The organism is Agrobacterium sp. GD03872 (assembly GCF_029840625.1).
Taxonomy (GTDB): domain Bacteria; phylum Pseudomonadota; class Alphaproteobacteria; order Rhizobiales; family Rhizobiaceae; genus Agrobacterium; species Agrobacterium fabrum_A.
The window spans coordinates 1-19,547 of sequence record NZ_JAOCCY010000001.1 but is presented as its reverse complement, the minus strand read 5'-3'; the positions used below and the strand labels follow the sequence as shown (position 1 = coordinate 19,547).

The 19,547-nt window shown below is 58.9% G+C and carries 16 protein-coding genes; 6 read left to right on the top strand and 10 right to left on the bottom strand.

Going from position 1 to position 19,547, the window contains the following annotated elements:
- Positions 1-10: 10 nt before the first annotated feature.
- The 5 genes from N5D22_RS00080 to repA all read right to left on the bottom strand — a co-directional run bounded on the left by N5D22_RS00080 (position 11) and on the right by repA (position 5,943).
- Complete coding sequence (locus tag N5D22_RS00080) at positions 11-1,210, bottom strand: low temperature requirement protein A (protein ID WP_279658840.1); 1,200 nt, start codon at positions 1,208-1,210, stop codon at positions 11-13.
- Between the two features lie 396 nt (positions 1,211-1,606).
- Positions 1,607-1,819 (bottom strand): hypothetical protein, encoded by a 213-nt coding sequence (locus tag N5D22_RS00075; RefSeq protein ID WP_279658839.1) that lies wholly within the window; start codon positions 1,817-1,819, stop codon positions 1,607-1,609.
- Positions 1,820-2,258: 439 nt separating this feature from the next.
- On the bottom strand, positions 2,259-3,533 hold the full coding sequence (repC, locus tag N5D22_RS00070) for a plasmid replication protein RepC (RefSeq protein WP_279658838.1): 1,275 nt from the start codon (positions 3,531-3,533) through the stop codon (positions 2,259-2,261).
- Positions 3,534-3,718: 185 nt separating this feature from the next.
- Positions 3,719-4,732, bottom strand: a complete 1,014-nt coding sequence (gene repB / locus N5D22_RS00065; protein ID WP_279658837.1) for a plasmid partitioning protein RepB — start codon at positions 4,730-4,732, stop codon at positions 3,719-3,721.
- The gene (gene repA / locus N5D22_RS00060; protein WP_269346360.1) at positions 4,729-5,943 is read right to left on the bottom strand and encodes a plasmid partitioning protein RepA; all 1,215 of its coding nucleotides are present in this window, start codon (positions 5,941-5,943) and stop codon (positions 4,729-4,731) included. Before repA ends, repB begins: the two co-directional genes overlap by 4 nt.
- 427 nt (positions 5,944-6,370) lie before the next feature.
- Here repA and N5D22_RS00055 point away from each other — a divergent pair, with 427 nt between their 5' ends.
- The 4 genes from N5D22_RS00055 to N5D22_RS00040 all read left to right on the top strand — a co-directional run bounded on the left by N5D22_RS00055 (position 6,371) and on the right by N5D22_RS00040 (position 11,199).
- The gene (locus tag N5D22_RS00055; protein ID WP_279658836.1) at positions 6,371-7,756 is read left to right on the top strand and encodes an FAD/NAD(P)-binding domain-containing protein; all 1,386 of its coding nucleotides are present in this window, start codon (positions 6,371-6,373) and stop codon (positions 7,754-7,756) included.
- 377 nt (positions 7,757-8,133) lie between these two features.
- Positions 8,134-8,529 (top strand): RidA family protein, encoded by a 396-nt coding sequence (locus tag N5D22_RS00050; RefSeq protein ID WP_279658835.1) that lies wholly within the window; start codon positions 8,134-8,136, stop codon positions 8,527-8,529.
- A gap of 31 nt (positions 8,530-8,560) precedes the next feature.
- Positions 8,561-9,649, top strand: a complete 1,089-nt coding sequence (locus tag N5D22_RS00045; protein WP_279658834.1) for a D-TA family PLP-dependent enzyme — start codon at positions 8,561-8,563, stop codon at positions 9,647-9,649.
- 71 nt (positions 9,650-9,720) lie between these two features.
- Positions 9,721-11,199: a M81 family metallopeptidase gene (locus tag N5D22_RS00040; protein ID WP_279658833.1), complete on the top strand. Its 1,479-nt coding sequence runs from the start codon at positions 9,721-9,723 to the stop codon at positions 11,197-11,199.
- Positions 11,200-11,256: 57 nt separating this feature from the next.
- Here N5D22_RS00040 and N5D22_RS00035 read toward each other — a convergent pair whose 3' ends face one another.
- From N5D22_RS00035 to hutI, 5 genes are all read right to left on the bottom strand, one after another.
- Positions 11,257-11,826, bottom strand: coding sequence for a HutD family protein (locus N5D22_RS00035; RefSeq protein WP_279658832.1), 570 nt, complete (start codon positions 11,824-11,826; stop codon positions 11,257-11,259).
- Between the two features lie 63 nt (positions 11,827-11,889).
- Complete coding sequence (gene hutU / locus N5D22_RS00030) at positions 11,890-13,563, bottom strand: urocanate hydratase (protein ID WP_279658831.1); 1,674 nt, start codon at positions 13,561-13,563, stop codon at positions 11,890-11,892.
- Between the two features lie 11 nt (positions 13,564-13,574).
- Positions 13,575-14,375 (bottom strand): N-formylglutamate deformylase, encoded by an 801-nt coding sequence (hutG, locus tag N5D22_RS00025; protein ID WP_279658830.1) that lies wholly within the window; start codon positions 14,373-14,375, stop codon positions 13,575-13,577.
- A gap of 1 nt (position 14,376) precedes the next feature.
- The gene (gene hutH, locus N5D22_RS00020) at positions 14,377-15,921 is read right to left on the bottom strand and encodes a histidine ammonia-lyase (protein WP_279658829.1); all 1,545 of its coding nucleotides are present in this window, start codon (positions 15,919-15,921) and stop codon (positions 14,377-14,379) included.
- Positions 15,918-17,177 carry an imidazolonepropionase gene (gene hutI, locus N5D22_RS00015; protein ID WP_279658828.1) on the bottom strand — a complete coding sequence of 420 codons (1,260 nt, stop codon included), beginning with the start codon at positions 17,175-17,177 and terminating at the stop codon, positions 15,918-15,920. Before hutI ends, hutH begins: the two co-directional genes overlap by 4 nt.
- A gap of 114 nt (positions 17,178-17,291) precedes the next feature.
- Here hutI and N5D22_RS00010 point away from each other — a divergent pair, with 114 nt between their 5' ends.
- Entirely contained in the window at positions 17,292-18,638 is a 1,347-nt protein-coding gene (locus N5D22_RS00010) for a formimidoylglutamate deiminase (RefSeq protein ID WP_279658827.1), read from the top strand.
- A 51-nt stretch (positions 18,639-18,689) separates the two neighbouring features.
- The gene (hutC, locus tag N5D22_RS00005) at positions 18,690-19,415 is read left to right on the top strand and encodes a histidine utilization repressor (protein ID WP_279658826.1); all 726 of its coding nucleotides are present in this window, start codon (positions 18,690-18,692) and stop codon (positions 19,413-19,415) included.
- Positions 19,416-19,547: the final 132 nt, after the last annotated feature.

Sequence of the window (19,547 nt, the reverse complement as noted above, 5' to 3'; positions counted from 1 at the left end):
CGATTATATATCAGGCAGTGGCCACCGCCCTTTTCAGCGCCAGATATTCCCAGAGGGCGACAAGCAGCAGGATGCCGGTGCTGGCCAGCTGCAGAAAGAAAAGCGGAATGCCCGGCACCGGCAAAAGCAGGCAGAGCGCCGCCACGCCGGCAAAATGCGAGACCGGCCGCTGATAGGCCGCGGCGATCTTGACGCCGATATTGCCGGCCAGAAACAGGATGGGACCGCCGAGAATGGCAACCGCTTCCCGCATCGTTGCGCCGTCGCGCGCATGGGAAAGGCTGAAATCCTCACCCACGGCCGTCAGGATGATGCCGGCCACGATGGGCAAATGCCCGTAGTTGAAAAGATTATGGGCGATCTTCGCCTTTTCGTCGGCATTTTCAGCTTTTTTTGACGCCTCCTCCTGCCCGTGATGGAAATAGATCCACCACATCGCGACGGTGCTGACAAAAGCCGAACAGAAGACGATGAATGTCAGACCCGAATTCATATATTCCGTCGCCGTGCGGCCCGTGGTCAGGATGGTTTCCCCGAGGCAGATGATGACGAAGAGCGCGCAGCGCTCGGCCAGATGCTCGCCGGAAAGATGCAGCCTGTCTTCGTCGCTCGAAGCCACGCCCGGCACCACGTAACGGCAGGCGGGACCGGCATATTCGATGGCGAGCGCGATGCCCCATAACAGAATGCGATCCGCCAGGTCGACGAGCCCCCCGGCAAGCCAGAACAGACTTGAAATGACAAGCCAGATCGTCACGCGCACGAACACCAGGAAAGATTGCCGGTCTTCACCCTTGAAGGCATAAAGCGCAAAAAGGCTCCGCCCCACCTGCATGGCGCTATAGATGAGCGCAAAGACCAGGCCCTGTTCCGCAAAGGCGTCCGGCAGCGCAATGGCCAGCAAAACCCCGCCGAACATCAGAGCAAACAGCAGCAGTCTGACAGGCTCCTTCTCCGTGTTCAGCAGATTGGTGATCCAGGCAGTATGTATCCATAACCACCACAGCGACAGGATCAGGATACCGGCTTCAAGCGCCGCCGTCGGCCCGAAATCCCTGGCAAGCGCGTGGGAAAGCTGGATCAACGCAAAGACAAAGACCAGATCGAAGAACAATTCGGGAAAACTGGCCTTTCCAGCGTTCTGACCCTCCTGCCTTATCCAGCTTTTCGCATCCGGTTTATCGCCGGAAGTATCACTCCTGGTTTTCATTCCGCCCCTGCCAATTCGATATTGATCGTTCCGCCCGCCATATACTTCACCGCAGTGACAGGGCGTCTCCTCCAGACGAGGTTGCAGGGTTTATCCTCCGGCCCGGAAATTCCAGCATCCGTGCGCTGTCGGGATAAAATCGCGGACCCACCAACCGGACTTTCTCACCGGAGACATCGGTAATGTAGTTTGGGGCGGTGACTGCCGGCGATAATGAAGCGTCCTGGGCTTTGTCAGCCTCAAGCCTGCTGACTTCGACGGGTTGGGCGGCGACCGGCAAGGCAACCACGGCGGCGAGCGCAATTGCGAAAAAGGATGATCTGGAACACATGGGGCGAATATCCTGGCACGATTATCTGCGCAATAAACAGACCGCGCCGGCTTTGGTTCCCGCCCTTATGTGTCGCCCTCGAGATAGGAGCGATATTGGACATAGTCAGCGCTCGGTCGGCCATCGGCGATTTCGGGTGGTCTGCCCTCACCGCCGGGCAGATGGCCCGTCCTTTCAAGCCCCGCTCTCAGAAGTCTTTCAATGGCCCCGTGCCGGGGCAAGGCGTAATCGGCCATATAAAGAGCGACAGCCAGTTCGACATCATCAGGAAAAATCATCGGCTCAGCAATCCGTTGAAGCAATCAACGCAAACGCAGAAGCTTATCGAAGGTTCATTCCCATCCCGCGGTCGGAGCTAATTCACCTTCCCTCCCGGGCGGTCCGGTTTCAGCAGCTTCTAGTTCCGGTTCTTGCCCGGCGCATGTCCGATTTCCGGGGACGATCCAGTGTCAAAAGGCGCAACTTCCGACCTTTCTGGCAGCATTGCGAGCAAAAAGCACCGGGACTCAAGCGATTGAAACCAATCACGGAAAAACGCAAACGAAAGCTAATTTCCACTTTGCTTTCATTACCTTGCATTAACCATAGAATTCCCGCGGCCCCGGGCAACATCGGGTAGCCTGAAAGCGAATCTCTTGGTACTTGCGGAAGCAGCGTTAATGTAACTTCGGACCGGTTTTTCTGCAAGCGGTGAGCATTTTCGGGGCTGGGAATTTGCTACTCCATGCCAGCCTCCATCTTATCCTTGCGCCCGCGCAGCTGGGCGAGAAGCATTGTCTGCACATCGAAACCGCCATCCTGGGCCTTGCGCGTCAGATTGCGCAGGTATCCGCCGAGTGAACTTATCTGGTCCGCCTTCTGCAGCAGGCAGGCGAGAATGGCTGCGGTTCCCTGTCGGCCGAAGGTCGCGAGGGCGTCCTGATGGGCAGACTGGCTGATGTTGAACATGGTTTTGATGACCGAGGTTGCGACCTCCAGATCGCGCCAGCCGGTTACCGCGCCTCCTGGGGCATAGAGCGAAATATCCGGGCAAGCCTTCAAAACCAAAACAATATCAGGAACAAAAAATTGTTTACGAAGAACTGGCTTAGACGCCAGCGGTGATGGCTTTGGACCAACGGGGGCTGTCTGGCTGGGCTGGGTGGCTGTGATGCTGGCAGGTGCGACGGTTATCGCTTCACACAAATTGTGCCGTTCAGATATGGATTCGGATTCTGAATTCTTTATGAGGCGCTCATTTTGGCAGTCATTGCCGCCCGTTTTTTCCAGTTTTTCAATATTTTCCAGATAGTTGGTCACCTCGGCACGCAGCGAGGCCAGAAAACCGGCGATTTCCTTGAGTTCCGCAGGCTTGGCGTTTCGGCCAAGAGAGCGTGCAATGGCATTGTAGCGGGTCTGGAATCCCTCGAAGATTTCGACGTCACCACGGGCGGAAATCATTTCGCAAAACTTCTGGATATCGCGGCGGCAGAGGCTGATGCTTTCACGAAGCCGCTGAAGGTCGAGCCTTTCGCGAATGATGCGTTCAGCCAGTTCCTCGATTTCTGCTTTGCGGGCAAGAAGCGGCGCCAGCGAGAAACCGTAAGCTTCGCTGATCTCCCCTCCCCTGTGTTTGCGGGCGTAACGTTTTCCGTTCGGGCTGTCCTTGCGAATGATGAGGCCGGCCTCGACAAGGGCCGAAAGATGCCGGCGCAATGTCTGTTCCGCCATGCCATGCGCTCTCAGCGATAATTGCGCATTCGACGGGAACACGACCAGTCCGGTGTCGCTGGAAAGCTCGTTTTTCGGATAAAAGCTCAAAAGCGCATTTAGAACCGCAAGCGAGCGGTCGGTCACGCCGAGCAATGGCCTGGCTTCACAGACGGAACGATAGAGTTTCCATTTATCGACGGCTTCCGTCTTTTTGTTTTTCTGCGCGGCAAACTGGGTTGCGAGGACGCCAAACGACATCGCTCGCCGCCCAAAGGGCGTCGTTACACATGTGCTGTTCATGTCTTTCACCTTTCACAAGGCAAAAGAAAATCGCTCACCGAAAAATTCGATGCCAAGACTCTTGACTATGATTCGCGGAAATGAGATTCTTCGGGTGCTTAAATCAAAGAAAGGCTTCCGCGCGGCAACGTTCGGGGGCTTTTTTCTTTTGTGATGCGTCTCCTGTTAATCGTTGGCGTTAAAAATCACTGTTTGGACCGGTATTCGGTAAACAGCGTCTGAAGATGTTCCAGAACGAATTCGGCAAACTCCGGGGCTTCGTTCTTGTCGATCGATATATCCAGCTTGCGGTCGCTCTCGACCACCTTTGCCAGCCGACCGCCGGTTTCCGATGACCAGACGCCGGTTTTCTTGGCCTGCGCCTTAGGTTTCAGAAAATCGAGCAGCGACTTGAACCGGTCCTCCGACGGCAAGGCGGCAACCGATGTATCCTTGACATAGGCACGGGCCGCTTCCTTGACCTGCGAGGAGGAAAGCTGATCGGCAAGGTCCATCCAGTTGCGGCGGCCGACGCTTGGGGCCGGGCCGATGAGATCGACCAGATCTTCCGGAATGCGGCCGACGACCGACAGCATGTTGGAGAGATCGCCCTTGTGCAGCGACATGGCGGCCATGATCGTATCCCGCGGAAACCGCATCTGCAGTTTCTGGGCGAAACGCGCCTTTTCAATGTAGGTGAGGTCGCGGCGTTCATTGTTTTCCTGCCCCTGGGCAACGACCAGCTGCTCATCGCTGAGATCGCGAACGACCGCCTTGACCGGAATGCCGAGGCTTGAGACCGCACGCAGACGGCGATGGCCGAAAGCGACCTGATAACGGCCGGGAGTATCGGGATGCGGGCGCACCAGAATGGGAACCTGCTGGCCCTGCTCACGAATGGCCTCCACCAGACCCGCATCCGCCTCTTCGGAGGCCGGCATGCGATCGGGTATGAAAGACGGATCGATATCGGCGGGATTGAGCGAAACGATCGTCAGACCTTCCGCGAGCTGCTTTTCGATCTCTTCCGCGCGCTTGGCGCGTTCCGATACCTCATTGAGCGATTGCCCGATCATACCGACCGGCGAATTCAGCACATCCGTTACGAGTTCCGGGGAACCGAGAATGGGCCTGATACGCGGACGCGACCGCTCGGGTGCGGCCTCGTTGCTGTCGGCGCCGGGTGTGCCGAGATTGGCAAATATCTGTTTTCTGCTCATGCTGCCCTACCCCACGCTTTTTTAATCAATCCCTCGATTTCAGCGTTTACGTTGTTCATGGCTTCCAGCGCACGGTCATAGGTGGACCGGGTGAACTGGGTTCTTTCCACTTCAAAAAGTGTCTGGTTGGTCAGTCCTGCATCCGAGACCGCCGTGCTCTTCAACATGGGATGAATGAGGACATTCTCCCCGAAGATCGAGCGAAGGAATGCCACCATCTGATTTTGCGGCCCGTCGCTCGGCTCGAAGCGGGTGATCAGGTAACGCATCCAGTTGTAATCCGAACGCGCGCCGGCCCTGCCGATTTCGGCGAGAAGATCGCCGGTCATGGCAAGGAACTGGTTCATCGACATCACATCAAGCATTTGCGGATGAACGGTGACGAGAACCGATGTGGCCGCCGTCAGCGCTGAAAGTGTCAGGTAACCGAGCTGCGGCGGGCAATCGATCACGACGACATCGTAAAAATTCTGCGCCTGCGCAATCGCCTGGCCAATGCGGGCGAAAAACAGCGTATCACCCGGCGCGCGGCGCATCAGGGCGCGGGGCGTATCGTGTTCGAATTCCATAAGCTCCAGATTACCAGGAACGATATGGAGGTTGGGAATATAGGTGCCGCGAACGATCTCGGCGATTGGCCGGCGTTCATCGTCATAACGGATCGCACCGTAGAGCGTCTCGTTGGGGCCGACATCGATCTCGGGCTGATGTCCGAAGAGAGCCGAGAGGCTGGCCTGCGGATCGAGATCGATGGCAAGCACGCGGTAACCGCGCAGCGCCAGATATTGCGCAAGATGCGCCGACGTCGTGGTTTTCCCCGAGCCGCCCTTGAAGTTCATGACTGCGATGACCTGCAGCTCTTCGCCATCACGGCGATGCGGCAGATAACGACGTGTGCCGCGTGCGCCCTGATCGAGGAGCTTTCGGATCTCGTCCATATCCTCGACCGAATAGGAGCGGCGGCCGGAAGCCTGGGCGGCGTCGAGCTCCGGACGTTCGGCGGCGATCTGGCGAAGATAAGCCTCGCCAATGCCGATCAGCCGCGCGGTCTCCGCCGGCGAAAAATGGCGCATGCTCTTTTCGGTGTGCGGTGAAAATGTATTTGCATTATGAGCCTGCAATTGGGCTGACAACGCAGCCGAATGCTGTTGTATAAGACTCGTCAGGTCGGGTGCTCCTGCGGCACGTCTTAAATCGGCACTCTGTGTCATCGGTCTTCTTTCGCTCGAAATTGCAGTAGCGGTTTTTTTCGAAAAAGGCGGTTTTTTCCGCAACTGAGATATAAGCGCCGATTCTCTTTTTGGCGCAATAGGCTTTTTTCTCAGGTTGGAAAGTGCCGCTAAGGCATTGTGGAAGAATCACATTTGCTTTTTGTGACAGTTTGACGGTTAGCCGCGGCTAACTTCTCCCCAATGACGGTCGCGATGTATGGGGCGACGGTTTTTGGATAGCAGCATGCGGGCCACGCTGCAGTTAGCCGCGGCTAACTTTCGGTATGATCTGCCATCCCATGAATGATTGCGGTGGAAAGTGAAGGATGGACATTCGCAGGTGTTTAATCTCTACTCATTGACTAGAGTATCGTTGGGTTCGGCGCCCGTTGCCGGCTGTTCAAGCTGTCGCAGGTTGGAGGAATGAATGTCCTATGATGTCGCTCTCGTTGGGTCGGGTTTTTCGGCCATCTGTACCGCCGCTCATCTTTTATCATCTCTGCCACCGTATGCTTCGGTCGCTATCGTTGGCGACGAATCTGATTTCGGGCGCGGCACGGCCTACCGCACGGAGTTGCCCTATCATCGGCTGAATGTGCCCGCCGGAAGAATGAGCGTTTTTCCTGACCAACCCGACGACTTTGTCGACTGGCTCGTGGAGCGTGGCATCGCCACCGAAGCGTCGGTATTCGCCTCGCGCGGAGATTATGGTCTTTACCTCCGGGACAGGCTGGCCGGCTTGCTCCGGAGCAGGGAGCAACGGGCGCGGGTGGATTTCATTCGCGCCAAGGCTTCGGCCTGCCGATCGGATGCAGCCGGGGGATTTGCCTTCACACTCGAAAATGGCGAGCGGCTGCGCGCGCATAATGTGGTTCTTTGCCTTGGTGTCGGTTCGGCGAGTTTGCCGGTGCAAACCGTTGCGAAAGACGATGACGGTCCGGGCCGTATCATCGGTCATTGCTGGCAGCCGGGATGGTTGTCCAGGGTGAAAGCGGGGGACCGTATCTGTATCCTCGGCTCAGGTCTGACGATGATCGATCAGGTTTTGACACTGCGTGGAAAAGGGCACCGAGGGCCGATCCATGTCCTGTCGCGCCGTGGGCTGGTGCCACATCCGCATGTCAGCCCGTCTCCGTCAGCCTCGGAGCCGAAATTGCCCGAGGGCTCAACGGAAATCAGCCGGTTGTTGCAATCCCTGCGCAGGCAGGTCAGGGACGGTACGCAATGGCGCGCCGTGATGGATGGTTTGCGGCCGAAAACGCAGGGGCTCTGGCAAAGTCTCTCAGCTGCACAGCGCGGCCGGTTTCTCCGGCATGCGCTGCCGTGGTGGAACATTCATCGGCACCGGATCGCGCCTGAGGTCTCCGCTGCTTTTGTGAAACTGCTTTCGGATGGCGTCCTGGAAATCCACGCGGGTTATCTTCGTGGCATCGAGGAGCAGGAGGAGGGGATTGCGGTCCGTTATCGCCGCAGGCATACGCAGATTTTGAGGGAATTGCAGGTCGATTGGGTCATCAATTGCACGGGCATGGAACGGGCCGGCATCGGCCACTCGCACCTTCTTGAAACGATGTGCAATGACGGCGTTCTTCTGCTCGATCCTTTCGGGCTCGGAATCGAGGTTGACGCCCAATCCCGTTTGCTGCGAACGGATGGGCAGGGCTGGCCCGGTCTCTTTGCCGCTGGCGCACTGACGGCGGGCCGTTTCTGGGAAATAACTGCAGTTCCGGATATTCGTGTGCAGGCGAAAAAGATCGCAGAAATTATTACGGACAGGGTGGCTTCCAACGACCGCATTGCCGCGCAGCGTTGAGCCAGTCTGGCTGCTCAGCCCACATAAATTTTTACCGCAGTCATTTTGGAAATTCCCCTCAGATGTTAGCCGCGGCAAACTTTTTGTGCAAACAGGTGTGGCGGAGACTTGTTGGAATGGGCAGTTCAGCGGTGGCAGGTGAAAATGCCCTGCGGGTTGGCCGGATTTTAGAGCGCACTCTTTCTTGAGATAATTTCGATTCCTACGGGTGAGCCATCGCGGTTTACAGTCGCGAGACGAAATGCGACGCAATGACAGGATTTACGCGTATGATTGCATATTGCTAAATAATTTACATAACTTGTGGAAAGTTGCCATTAAATCGGCTATAAAGTGTGAAAAATTCTAAGATTATGAAAATAATTTGCGAGGACTCCATGGAAAAACAGAGGCTGGTAAGATACGAGACGGCGGATAATCAGGCTGGCGGGCAGCGCCGGCCATTTGCCAAGGCGGTGCGAGCCGGCGATTTTGTCTATGTATCCGGGCAGGTGCCGACTGTTGATGGCGAGGTGGTGACGGGCGGTATCGTGGCCCAGACCGAGCAGGTCGTCGCCAATATCAGGGATGTTCTGGCGCTTGCCGATTGCACGCTGGCCGACGTGGTCAAGGTCAATGTCTGGCTGGACGACGCGCGGGATTTTTCGAGCTTCAACGCCGTTTTCCAGAAATATTTCATCGATCATCCGCCAGCGCGCTCGACCGTGCAATCGCCGCTGATGGTTGACGCCAAGGTGGAAATGGACGTTATCGCTTATAAACCTCTGGTCTGAAGCCCGGTCTGCCGCTTTTTGAGAGTATATGATGACCTATCCCTGGCCTGACGCAGGCACCCCCCTTGATGCGATCTCGACGCCGATGCCTGTCATTGACGAGGATAGACTCAGTGCCAATATCCTCAGGGCGCAGTCCTATCTGGATGGATACGGCAAGGCCTTCCGGCCGCATATCAAGACGCACAAAATACCCGCCATCGCAAAACAGCAGCTTCAGGCGGGTGCGATCGGCATTAACTGCCAGAAAGTCAGCGAAGCAGAGGTTTTTGCGGATGCCGGCTTTGACGATATTCTGATCACCTACAACATTCTCGGTGCGGCAAAGCTTCAGCGGCTGAAGGCGCTGAATGCGCGTATCGGTGGGTTGAGCGTGGTTGCCGATAGCGCGGTGACGATTGCCGGCCTTGCCGGTACATTCGAGGCGGCAAGACCGCTTGCCGTGCTGGTCGAATGCGATACGGGCGGCAAGCGCTGCGGTGTGCAGACGCCGCAAGCGGCACTGGCGCTTGCGGAAAAGATCGCTGCGGCGCCGGGCCTCACGTTCAAGGGCATATTGACCTATCCGGCACCGGGCGGCGCCGAGACCGTGGAAAAATTCCTTCGCGAGACCATGGCACTGCTTGATGCAAAGGGCATAGATTGCCCGGTGCGATCCAGCGGCGGTTCGCCGGACTTTTACGCCGCCCATCTCGTTCCGTCCGCTACCGAACATCGGGCCGGCACCTATGTCTATAATGATCGCGCCATGCTGCGCGCGGGACATTGCACGGTCGACGATCTTGCCATGCATGTTCTCGCCACCGTCGTATCGAGGCCCACGGCCGATCGCGCCGTGCTGGATTGCGGTTCCAAGGCCCTGACCTCGGATCTGCTGGGTTTTAGCGATTACGGGCTGCTCGAAGGTTATGAGGGCGCAAAAATCGTCTCGCTTTCGGAAGAACATGCGGTTGTCGATCTATCCGGTTGCGCCTTGGGCCGGCCCGAAATCGGCGATGTGGTCAAGGTCGTTCCGAACCATACCTGCGTCGTCAGCAATCTTTTCGACAGGATGGTTTTCCATCGAAATGGTATCGTGACACGGGTTGAGCCGGTCGCGGCCCGCGGCACGGTCTGGTAAATTACCCGGCTAATTAAATTCTGAAATGAACACTGCCCATGGGCAGATTGCGGTAACGAGAATCAAGAGACATGCGCATCTTCACGGCGTCGCTCGCCACCGAAACCAACACGTTTTCACCTGTCCCGACGGATATGGACGCTTTTCGTGCGGCTTTTTATGCCGGGCCGGGGGAACACCCCGAAACGCCGACGCTCTGCTCGTCGCCAGTGCCGATATTGCGCCGTCGCGGCAAGGCGGAAGGGTTTACGGTAATCGAGGGAACCTCCTGCTGGGCGGAACCGGCGGGCCTTATCCAGCGCCAGACCTATGAAACGCTGCGGGACACCATTCTTGCCGAACTCAGTGCCGCCCTGCCGGTCGATGCGGTGGTGCTCGGTCTGCACGGCGCCATGGTGGCGCAGGGTTATGACGATCCGGAAGGCGATTTCCTGTCGCGCGTCCGCGCCATGGTCGGGCCGGATGTGCTGGTCGCGGCGGAATTTGATCCGCACAGTCATCTGACGGCGCTTCGGGTTCAAAATCTCGATATTATGGCAACGTTTCTGGAGTTTCCGCATACGGATTTCGAGGAGCGCGGCGAGCATGTGGTGGAACTGGCGCTGCGAACGCTTCGGGGAGAGATCAAACCGGTTATCTCCACTTTCAATTGTCGCATGATCACTATTTATCCCACCAGCCGCGAGCCGATGCGTTCTTATGTCGACCGGTTAAAGGCGATGGAAGGCAAGGATGGCATCCTGTCGATTTCCGTCATTCACGGTTTCATGGCCGGTGACGTGCCGGATATGGGAACACGCATCGTTGTCGTGACGGATAATGCCAGGGCAAGGGGCGATGTGCTGGCTGAAAAGCTCGGCCATGAGCTTTATGCCATGCGCAAACTGACCGCCATGCCGATGCTGGATACGGAAACGGGTCTCGACCAGGTTCTTGCCATTCGCAGCAACAATCCGGACAATCCGGTCGTCGTCTCTGATATCTGGGATAATCCGGGCGGCGGTGTCGCCGGTGACGCCACCCATATTCTGCGGCGCATGGTGGAGCGCGGCATGGACAATATCGCCGTCGCGACGATCTGGGACCCGATTGCGGTTTCCTTCTGTCACGCGGCGGGCGAGGGCGCGGAGATAGATCTGCGCATCGGCGGCAAATCCAGCCCGGAAGGCGGCGAGCCGCTCGATTTCCGCATAAAGGTGATGCGCACGGCCGAGGCCGGCTGGCAGAGTTTCCGCAACAGCCGCGTAACGCTCGGCCGTGCCGCTGTCGTTCGGCCGCTCGGCACGCAGATCGATATCATCCTTATTACCAGCCGCACCCAAACTTATGAGCCGGATATCTTTTCCAATCTCGGCATCGATTTTGCGAAAAAAGATGTGCTGCTGGTCAAGTCCACCAACCATTTCCATGCGGGGTTTGCGCCTGTAGCCTCCGAGATCGTTTATATCGCCGCCCCGACATCCTATCCGACCGATCCGGCAAAAACGCCCTATCGCAAGGCGAGCCTTGAGCTTTGGCCACGGTTGGCCGATCCGCTGGGTCTGGATTGAGGCGGCAGCGGTTTGAGTATTATCTGGACGGAACTGTGAAGCCTTTTCCGGAAGGCTTCAGAGACGCTCGAGGGTGATGAGGAAAAACGCGCTTTCGCTTCGATCTCCTTCGACGGTGAACGGTAAACCGCCTTCGATCAGCAGACCATCCAGCTTCCCCAGCTGGTCATTACCGTCACCGGTGGAAACCCTCAGCGGGTCGAGCGCCAGGACTAGCGTCATGTTTCCGTCGGCTTTTCCCGAAAACGGGCCGGAATGCCTTTTAACGACATGACGAAAGTGTGAACGGCGGGTCATGACGTTGAGATCGGTGATCGCGCCGTCGGGCAGGGTCGCATTCACGGGAACATCGGCCGGAAAGGGCAGGGGCGGGCTTGCCATTGTCAGCAGCAGCGGATCGTCCGTCGCAATTGCCAGCGCCATACCGTTTCCCTCAAGAATGGAGAGGGTGCGGTCTATGCCGGGGAAGATCGAAAACGGCCCGTCGCTCGCCACCGTTGCCATGCTGATGCGCCAGTCGAAATTCTCGACGGAAGAGCCGGATGGAAAGATGGCGATTTCCACCGTCTCGCCGCCGCCGTTTTTCCAGGGCATTCGCTTGTAATCGCTTGCGCGCAGCAGGGTCATGGTTTTCCACTTTTGAGAAAGATCGGCCGGAAAGAGGTGTTTCTCTTTCCGGCCGAAAGAGGATCAATTGCCGAGAATGCCGGGCAGGCGCAGGCCCTGTTCCTTTGCGCATTCCACGGCGATGTCGTAACCGGCATCGGCATGACGCATGACGCCGGTTGCCGGGTCATTCCACAGCACGCGCTCCAGCCGGCGAGCCGCATCGTCGGTGCCATCGGCGCAGATGACCATGCCGGAATGCTGCGAGAAGCCCATGCCGACGCCGCCGCCGTGATGCAACGACACCCAGGTCGCGCCGGATGCGGTGTTGAGCAGCGCATTGAGAAGCGGCCAGTCGGAAACGGCGTCCGAGCCGTCCTTCATGGCCTCGGTCTCGCGGTTGGGCGAGGCGACGGAGCCGGAATCCAGATGGTCGCGTCCGATGACAACAGGCGCCTTCAGCTCACCGTTTTTGACCATTTCGTTGAAGGCAAGGCCGAGACGGTGACGGTCGCCAAGGCCGACCCAGCAAATGCGCGCCGGCAGGCCCTGAAAAGCGATGCGCTCGCGCGCCATGTCCAGCCAGTTGTGCAGGTGCTTGTTGTCAGGCAGCAGTTCCTTCACCTTGGCGTCGGTCTTGTAGATGTCTTCCGGATCGCCGGAAAGGGCCGCCCAGCGGAACGGGCCGATGCCGCGGCAAAAAAGCGGGCGGATATAGGCCGGCACGAAGCCCGGAAAGGCGAAGGCGTTTTCCAGGCCCTCATCCTTGGCGACCTGACGGATATTGTTGCCGTAATCGAGCGTCGGAACGCCGGCGTTCCAGAAATCGACCATGGCCTGCACATGCACCTTCATGGAGGCGCGGGCGGCGGCGGCAACGGCCTTCGGGTCGCTTTCCTGCTTGGCGCGCCATTCGGCAACGGTCCATCCGGCCGGAAGGTAACCATGGACGGGATCGTGCGCCGAGGTCTGGTCGGTAACGATATCGGGACGAACACCGCGACGGACGAGTTCCGGGAAGATTTCCGCCGCATTGCCGATCAGGCCGACGGATTTCGCCTCGCCCGCCTTGGTCCATTGGTCGATCAGCGCCAGCGCCTCATCGAGCGTATGCGCCTTCGCATCGACATAACGGGTGCGCAGGCGGAAATCGACGCGGGTTTCATCGCATTCGACGGCGAGGCAGCAGGCGCCGGCCATGACGGCGGCGAGCGGCTGTGCGCCGCCCATGCCGCCGAGACCGCCGGTGAGAATCCACTTGCCCTTCAGGTTGCCGTCATAGTGCTGGCGGCCGGCCTCGACAAAGGTCTCATAGGTGCCCTGCACGATACCCTGCGTACCGATGTAAATCCATGAACCGGCCGTCATCTGGCCGTACATGGCAAGGCCCTTCTTATCCAGCTCGTTGAAATGATCCCAGTTCGCCCAGTGCGGTACGAGGTTGGAGTTGGCGATCAGGACGCGCGGCGCATCCTTGTGGGTGCGGAACACGCCGACCGGCTTGCCGGACTGCACGATGAGGGTTTCATCCTCGTTCAGATCCTTCAGCGTGGCGACGATACGGTCGAAATCCTCCCAGGTGCGGGCGGCGCGGCCGATGCCGCCATAAACCACCAGCTCATGCGGGCGCTCGGCCACGTCAGGGTCGAGATTGTTCATCAGCATGCGCAGCGGCGCTTCCGTCATCCAGCTTTTGGCATTGAGGTCAGTGCCCTGCGGCGAGCGGACATCGCGGATATTGTGGCGTGGATTGTTCATGTGTTTTCCCCTTATCGTTTCGTGTCGAGCGCAAATTTTTCCATGCGCGTGAGAATGGTTTTGAGATGGGAGCGAAGCCGTTCGGCCTTGCCCGTGTCATAGGTAAAAGGCGGCGTCTCGCTGTGAAGATGGGTGGCTTGCGCCAGCTCCATTTGAATGGCGTGCACGCCGTTCTGCGGTTTTCCGTAATGGCGCGTCGTCCAGCCGCCCTTGAAACGACCGTTCAGGATGCTGTCGTAACCCTCCGCTGCGGCGGTCACTTCGACGGCGATTTTTTCGATGGCCGGATCGCAGGTCTTGCCCATATCCGTGCCGATGTTGAAATCCGGCAGCTTGCCTTCGAACAGGAAGGGAATATGCGAACGGATCGAATGGCAATCATAGAGAATGGCGATGCCGTGGATGGATTTGACCCGCTCGATTTCCGCCGCAAGCGCTGCGTGATAAGGCGCGTGGAAGTTTTCCAGACGGTACGCAATATCGTCCGCCGCGGGTTCCTGTCCTTCATTCCAGATCGGCTCGCCGTCGAAGTCGGTCTCCGGAACAAGCCCGGTTGTGTTCTGGCCCGGATAAAGGCTGACCCCGGCCGGGTCGCGGTTGGCGTCGATCACATAACGGTGGAAGGTCGCCCTCACCGTTGTCGCATCCGCGAGAAGCCCGTCATAGAGCTCATGGATATGCCAGTCCGTATCGGCGAGAATCTTGCCATTATCGTTCAGGCGTTGCCAGATATCCGCCGGTACATCCGTGCCGGTGTGGGGGAGGCCGAGAATGATCGGCGATGAACCTTCCCTGACGTCGAAGACACGCATTTCAGGCCTCCAGCTTCGGCAGAATGCCGTCCGAAATGGCCGCGACCAGCGCGCCGGAAGCGATCAGTTCCGCCGCCGCCTTCAGGTCCGGGGCCATATAACGGTCTTCCTCCAGCGAAGGGATCGCCGCGCGTAATGCCGCAATCACCTTTTGCAGTTCGGGGCTTGTTTTCAGCGGCCCACGCAGCTCCACGCCCTGCACGGCTGAAAGCGCCTCGATGCCGAGAATGGCGAAAAGATTGTCCGTCATCGGCAGCAGGCGGCGCGCGCCATGGCAGGCCATGGAGACATGGTCTTCCTGATTGGCGGAGGTGGGTGTGGAATCCACCGAGGCTGGATGCGCCATCTGCTTGTTCTCGCTCATCAGCGCGGCGGAGGTGACTTCGGCGATCATCAGGCCGGAATTCAGCCCCGGCTTCTTCGAAAGAAAGGCGGGCAGGCCATAGGAGAGGGCCGGATCGACCAGCAGCGCCACGCGGCGCTGGGCGATTGCGCCGATTTCGCAGATGGCGAGCGCCGTCTGGTCGGCGGCGAAAGCCACCGGTTCGGCGTGGAAATTGCCGCCGGAGACGACGGAATTGTCGGAAAGAACCAGCGGATTGTCGGTCACAGCATTGGCTTCGATTTCCAGCGTCCGGGCCACCTGCCGCAGAAGATCGAGGCAGGCGCCGTCCACCTGCGGCTGGCAGCGAATGCAATAGGGATCCTGCACCCGCTCATCGCCCTCGATATGGCTGACGCGGATTTCCGAACCTTCCAGCAGATTACGAAGCGCCGCTCCCGCGTCGATCTGGCCCTTATGGCCACGCAATGTGTGAATATCGGGATGGAAAGGTGCAGATGAGCCCATGGCGGCATCGGTGGAAAGCGCGCCGGTAATCAGCGCCGCCTGTGCCGCGCGATGGGCTCGGAAGAGACCGGCGAGCGCCAGCGCCGTCGAAGTCTGGGTGCCGTTGATCAGCGCCAGCCCTTCCTTGGCGGCCAGAACCACCGGGGTTAGCCGAGCCTTTGCAAGCGCGTCGCCGGCCGGCAGAAGCGCGCCCGCATAAAAGGCCTCGCCTTCGCCCATCATCACCGCCGCCATATGCGCAAGCGGCGCGAGATCGCCGGAAGCCCCGACCGAGCCCTTTTCGGGAATGACGGGGATGACGCCTTTCTCAAGCATGGCTTCGATCAGCCGCACCAGTTCCAGCCGCACGCCGGATGCGCCGCGACCGAGCGAGACCAGCTTCAGCGCCATGATCAGCCGCACGACATTTTCAGGAAGCGGTGCGCCGACCCCGCAGCAATGCGACAGGATGAGATTGCGCTGCAGCGTCGCCACGTCGGCCGCGTCGATCTTGATGGAAGCGAGCTTGCCGAAGCCGGTATTGATGCCATAGACCGGCGCATTGCCGGCAGCAATCTCCGCGATGCGGGCCGCCGCCTTTTCAATGCCCGCATCGAAGCTGCGGTCGAGTCTGGCGCTACCGTTTTCCCAGTATATGGCGGCGAGATCGGCTAAGGTCACGTGGCCGGGGTGAAGCGTGATGGTCTTCATGGTCATGGGCGAACCTTCTCTCCCTTGAAAATGCGGGCGTGGAGCGGATTAAAACCGATGCGGTAGACAAGCTCCGCCGGTCGCTCAATGTCCCAGATGGCGAAATCAGCGGATTTTCCGGTCTCCAGCGTGCCGGTTTCCGCAAACAGGCCGAGCGCCTTTGCCGCGTTGCGTGTCGTCGCCGTCAGGCACTCTTCCACGGTCATGCGGAAAAGCGTGGCGCCCATATTCATGGTCAGCAGCAGGGAGGTGAGCGGCGACGTGCCGGGGTTGCAGTCCGTTGCCAGCGCAATGTCGGCTCCTGCGTCGCGCAGCGCCTGCACCGGCGGCAGTTGTTTTTCCCTGAGCGCGTAGAAAGCGCCGGGAAGAAGCACGGCCACGGTTCCTGCTTTCGCCAGCGCCTTAGCACCGGCCTCATCAAGATATTCGAGGTGATCGGCCGAAAGCGCGTTATAGGATGCCGCGAGCTCTGAACCGCCAAGGTTGGAAAGCTGCTCGGCATGCAGTTTGACGGGAAGTCCGCGCTGTTTTGCTGCCTTGAAAACCCGGTCGATTTCCTCGACGGAAAAGGCGATGCCTTCGCAGAAGCCGTCAACCGCATCCGCCAGCCCTTCCGCATGGGCTTTTTCCAGCCCCGGCAGAACGACATCGTTAATGTAATCGGCGTTGCGCCCCTTATAGTCCGCAGGTGTCGCATGCGCGGCGAGATAGCTGGTGACGATGCGCACCGGCCGCAATGTTTCAAGCCTGCGGGCGACGCGCAGCATTTTCAGCTCGGTTTCGATGTCGAGACCGTAACCGGATTTGATTTCGACCGTGGAAACGCCTTCGGAAAGAAGCGTGTCGAGACGCGGCAAAGCCTGCGCCACCAGATCGTCCTCCGAAAGCGCGCGCGTGTCGCGCACCGAAGAAACGATGCCGCCGCCCGCTTTGGCGATCTCTTCGTAGGTCGCGCCATTCAGCCGCATCTCGAATTCCATGGCGCGGTTGCCGCCGAAGACAAGATGGGTGTGGCAGTCGATCAGGGCAGGGGTGATCCAGCGGCCGCCGCAATCGTTGGTCTCATCGGCCGTTGCCAGATCGGCGGGCAGATCGCTTTCAGGGCCGGCAAAGGCGATGCGGCCGTTACGCACGGCAATGACGGCGTTTTCGACGGTGCCGATGCCTTCCATGGCGGGATTGAAGGTCGCCAGCCGGGCGTTGCGCCACAAAGCCGTGGCGTTCCCCGTCGCCGTTCCGTTTGCAGATTTGTTCCCTGGCATTTGCTTTTCGCCTTTCCTTTGTGGCTTAAATGTATATACATAATAATCGGCTTGGCAAGCTGCAATTTCGTGTTTGAAATGGCCTTGCCGGATAGAACCGAAGGAGAGGGTGGCATGACGGTAATTCACGCGGGCGCAGCGCTTCTGGCGGATGGATGGGCGAAGGATGTTCGCATCGTTTGCGGTGACGGCGTCATCTTATCCGTGGAAACCGGCGTTTCCCCGCAGCCGCAGGATGAGCGTCACGCCGTCATCGTCCCGGCCATGCCCAATCTTCACAGTCACGCCTTCCAGCGCGCCATGGCCGGGCTTGCCGAAATCCGTGGTCCCGGCGATGACAGCTTCTGGAGCTGGCGCACCGTCATGTATAAATTCGCGCTCTCCATGACGCCTGACCATGTCGAGGCGGTTGCCGCTCAGCTTTATATGGAAATGCTGGAAGCGGGCTTTGGCCGGGTCGGCGAATTCCACTATCTGCATAATGACAGGGATGGCTCGCATTACGGCAATATCGCCGAAATGGCCGAACGTATCGGCGTGGCCGCCTCGCAGACGGGCATCGGCCTCACATTGCTGCCGGTCTTTTACGCCCATTCCGGTTTCGGCGGCCAGACGCCGATCGACGGGCAGAAGCGTTTCATCCATTCGCTTGACAGTTACGGAAAACTGATGCAGGGCGCACAGGCCGTGGTGGACAGGCTGCCGGGCGCCACCCTCGGCATAGCGCCGCACAGCCTGCGGGCGGTAACCGGCGACGAGCTGGCAGCCATCGAGCCGCTGGCAAAAGGCGGGCCGATCCATATTCATGTGGCGGAACAGACGAAAGAAGTGGAAGATTCGCTCGCCTTTTCCGGTGCGAGACCGGTGCAATGGCTGCTTGAAAACGTGCCGGTCGATGGTCGCTGGTGCCTTATCCATGCGACACACATGACGGAAACCGAAACGCGAGGCATGGCAAAAAGCGGTGCTGTTGCCGGTCTCTGCCCGATCACGGAAGCCAATCTCGGCGATGGCATCTTCCCGGCTCCGGCTTTTCTCGCTGAAAACGGCCACTATGGTGTCGGATCGGATTCCAACATTCTGATTTCCGTGCCGGAAGAATTGCGAACGCTCGAATATTCGCAGCGACTCTCGCATCGGGCACGCAATGTCATCGCCGATGCCGGCCATTCCACGGGAGAAAAGCTCTTCCGGCAGGCGCTCGAAGGCGGCGGCAGGGCTCTTGCGTCGCGAAACGGCCTTGAAAATGGAAAAAGCGCCGATTTTGTTGCGCTTGATGTTTCCGCCGTTTCTTATCTTCCGATATCCCAGATTCTCGATCAGTGGATATTCGCGGGTGGCGTTGGCGTCGATTCCGTCTGGGTGCGTGGCAAAAAACGCGTGCAGGCTGGCCGCCATATCCACCGCCGGGAAATATCCGATCGCTTCAACAAGGTCATGGCCGAACTCCTCGATAGCTGATATGGGCTCGGCAGAAACGGAAAAAAGCCAGCGGGGAAAGGCATTGCGGACGTGACGAAAGCATCGGCCGGACAGACCCTGCATCAGCGTATCCTCAGCGACATCGAGGGCCGGATCGTCTCGGGAGAATGGCCGCCGGGTCACCGGCTGCCTTTCGAGGTCGATCTTGCCGATCAATATCATTGCTCGCGCATGACAGTGAACAAGGTCATGGGTCAGCTCGCCAAGGCCGGTTTGATCGAACGCCGCAAGAAATCCGGCAGTTTCGTTCGCCAGCCGCAGATTCAGTCTGCCGTTCTGCAAATTCACGACATCGGCGCCGAGGTCGCGTCCCTTGGCCTCGACTACGGCTTCAAGATACTGGAGCGCCAAAGGCGCAATGCGAAAAGCGGGGATCGCGAGCGGATCGACGTTTCCGTCGGCACCCCCATGATCGAGATCATCTGCATTCATTTTGCGGGTGCGCGCGAATTCTGCGTCGAGCAGCGTCTCATCAATCTCGATGCCGTGCCGGAGGCGGCTGAAACCGACTTTCACAAAATCGCGCCAGGCCCCTGGTTGCTAGGCCATGTTCCGTGGAGTACTGCCGAACACCGCATCAGCGCCGAAACACCGTCAAAGGAGACTGCGCGCCTGCTCGGCATCTCCGACAGGCAGGCCTGTCTTGTCGTGGAACGACGCACCTGGAGCAATTCCGGCGCGGTCACCTATGTGCGTTTCACTTATCCGGGCAATGCGCATGCTCTGGTCGCCCGTTTCAGCCCGTCTTCCGACTGATATAGCGAGGCCCTTCGGGTCCTTTAATTGCGAAATCGAAACCCTATATAGGGGAGGGTGTGCGGAGCTTGCCGCTTGCCTGTCCGAAAACGGTTAAAATCTGTTAAGCCATACGGAAACTTCAAATACCAT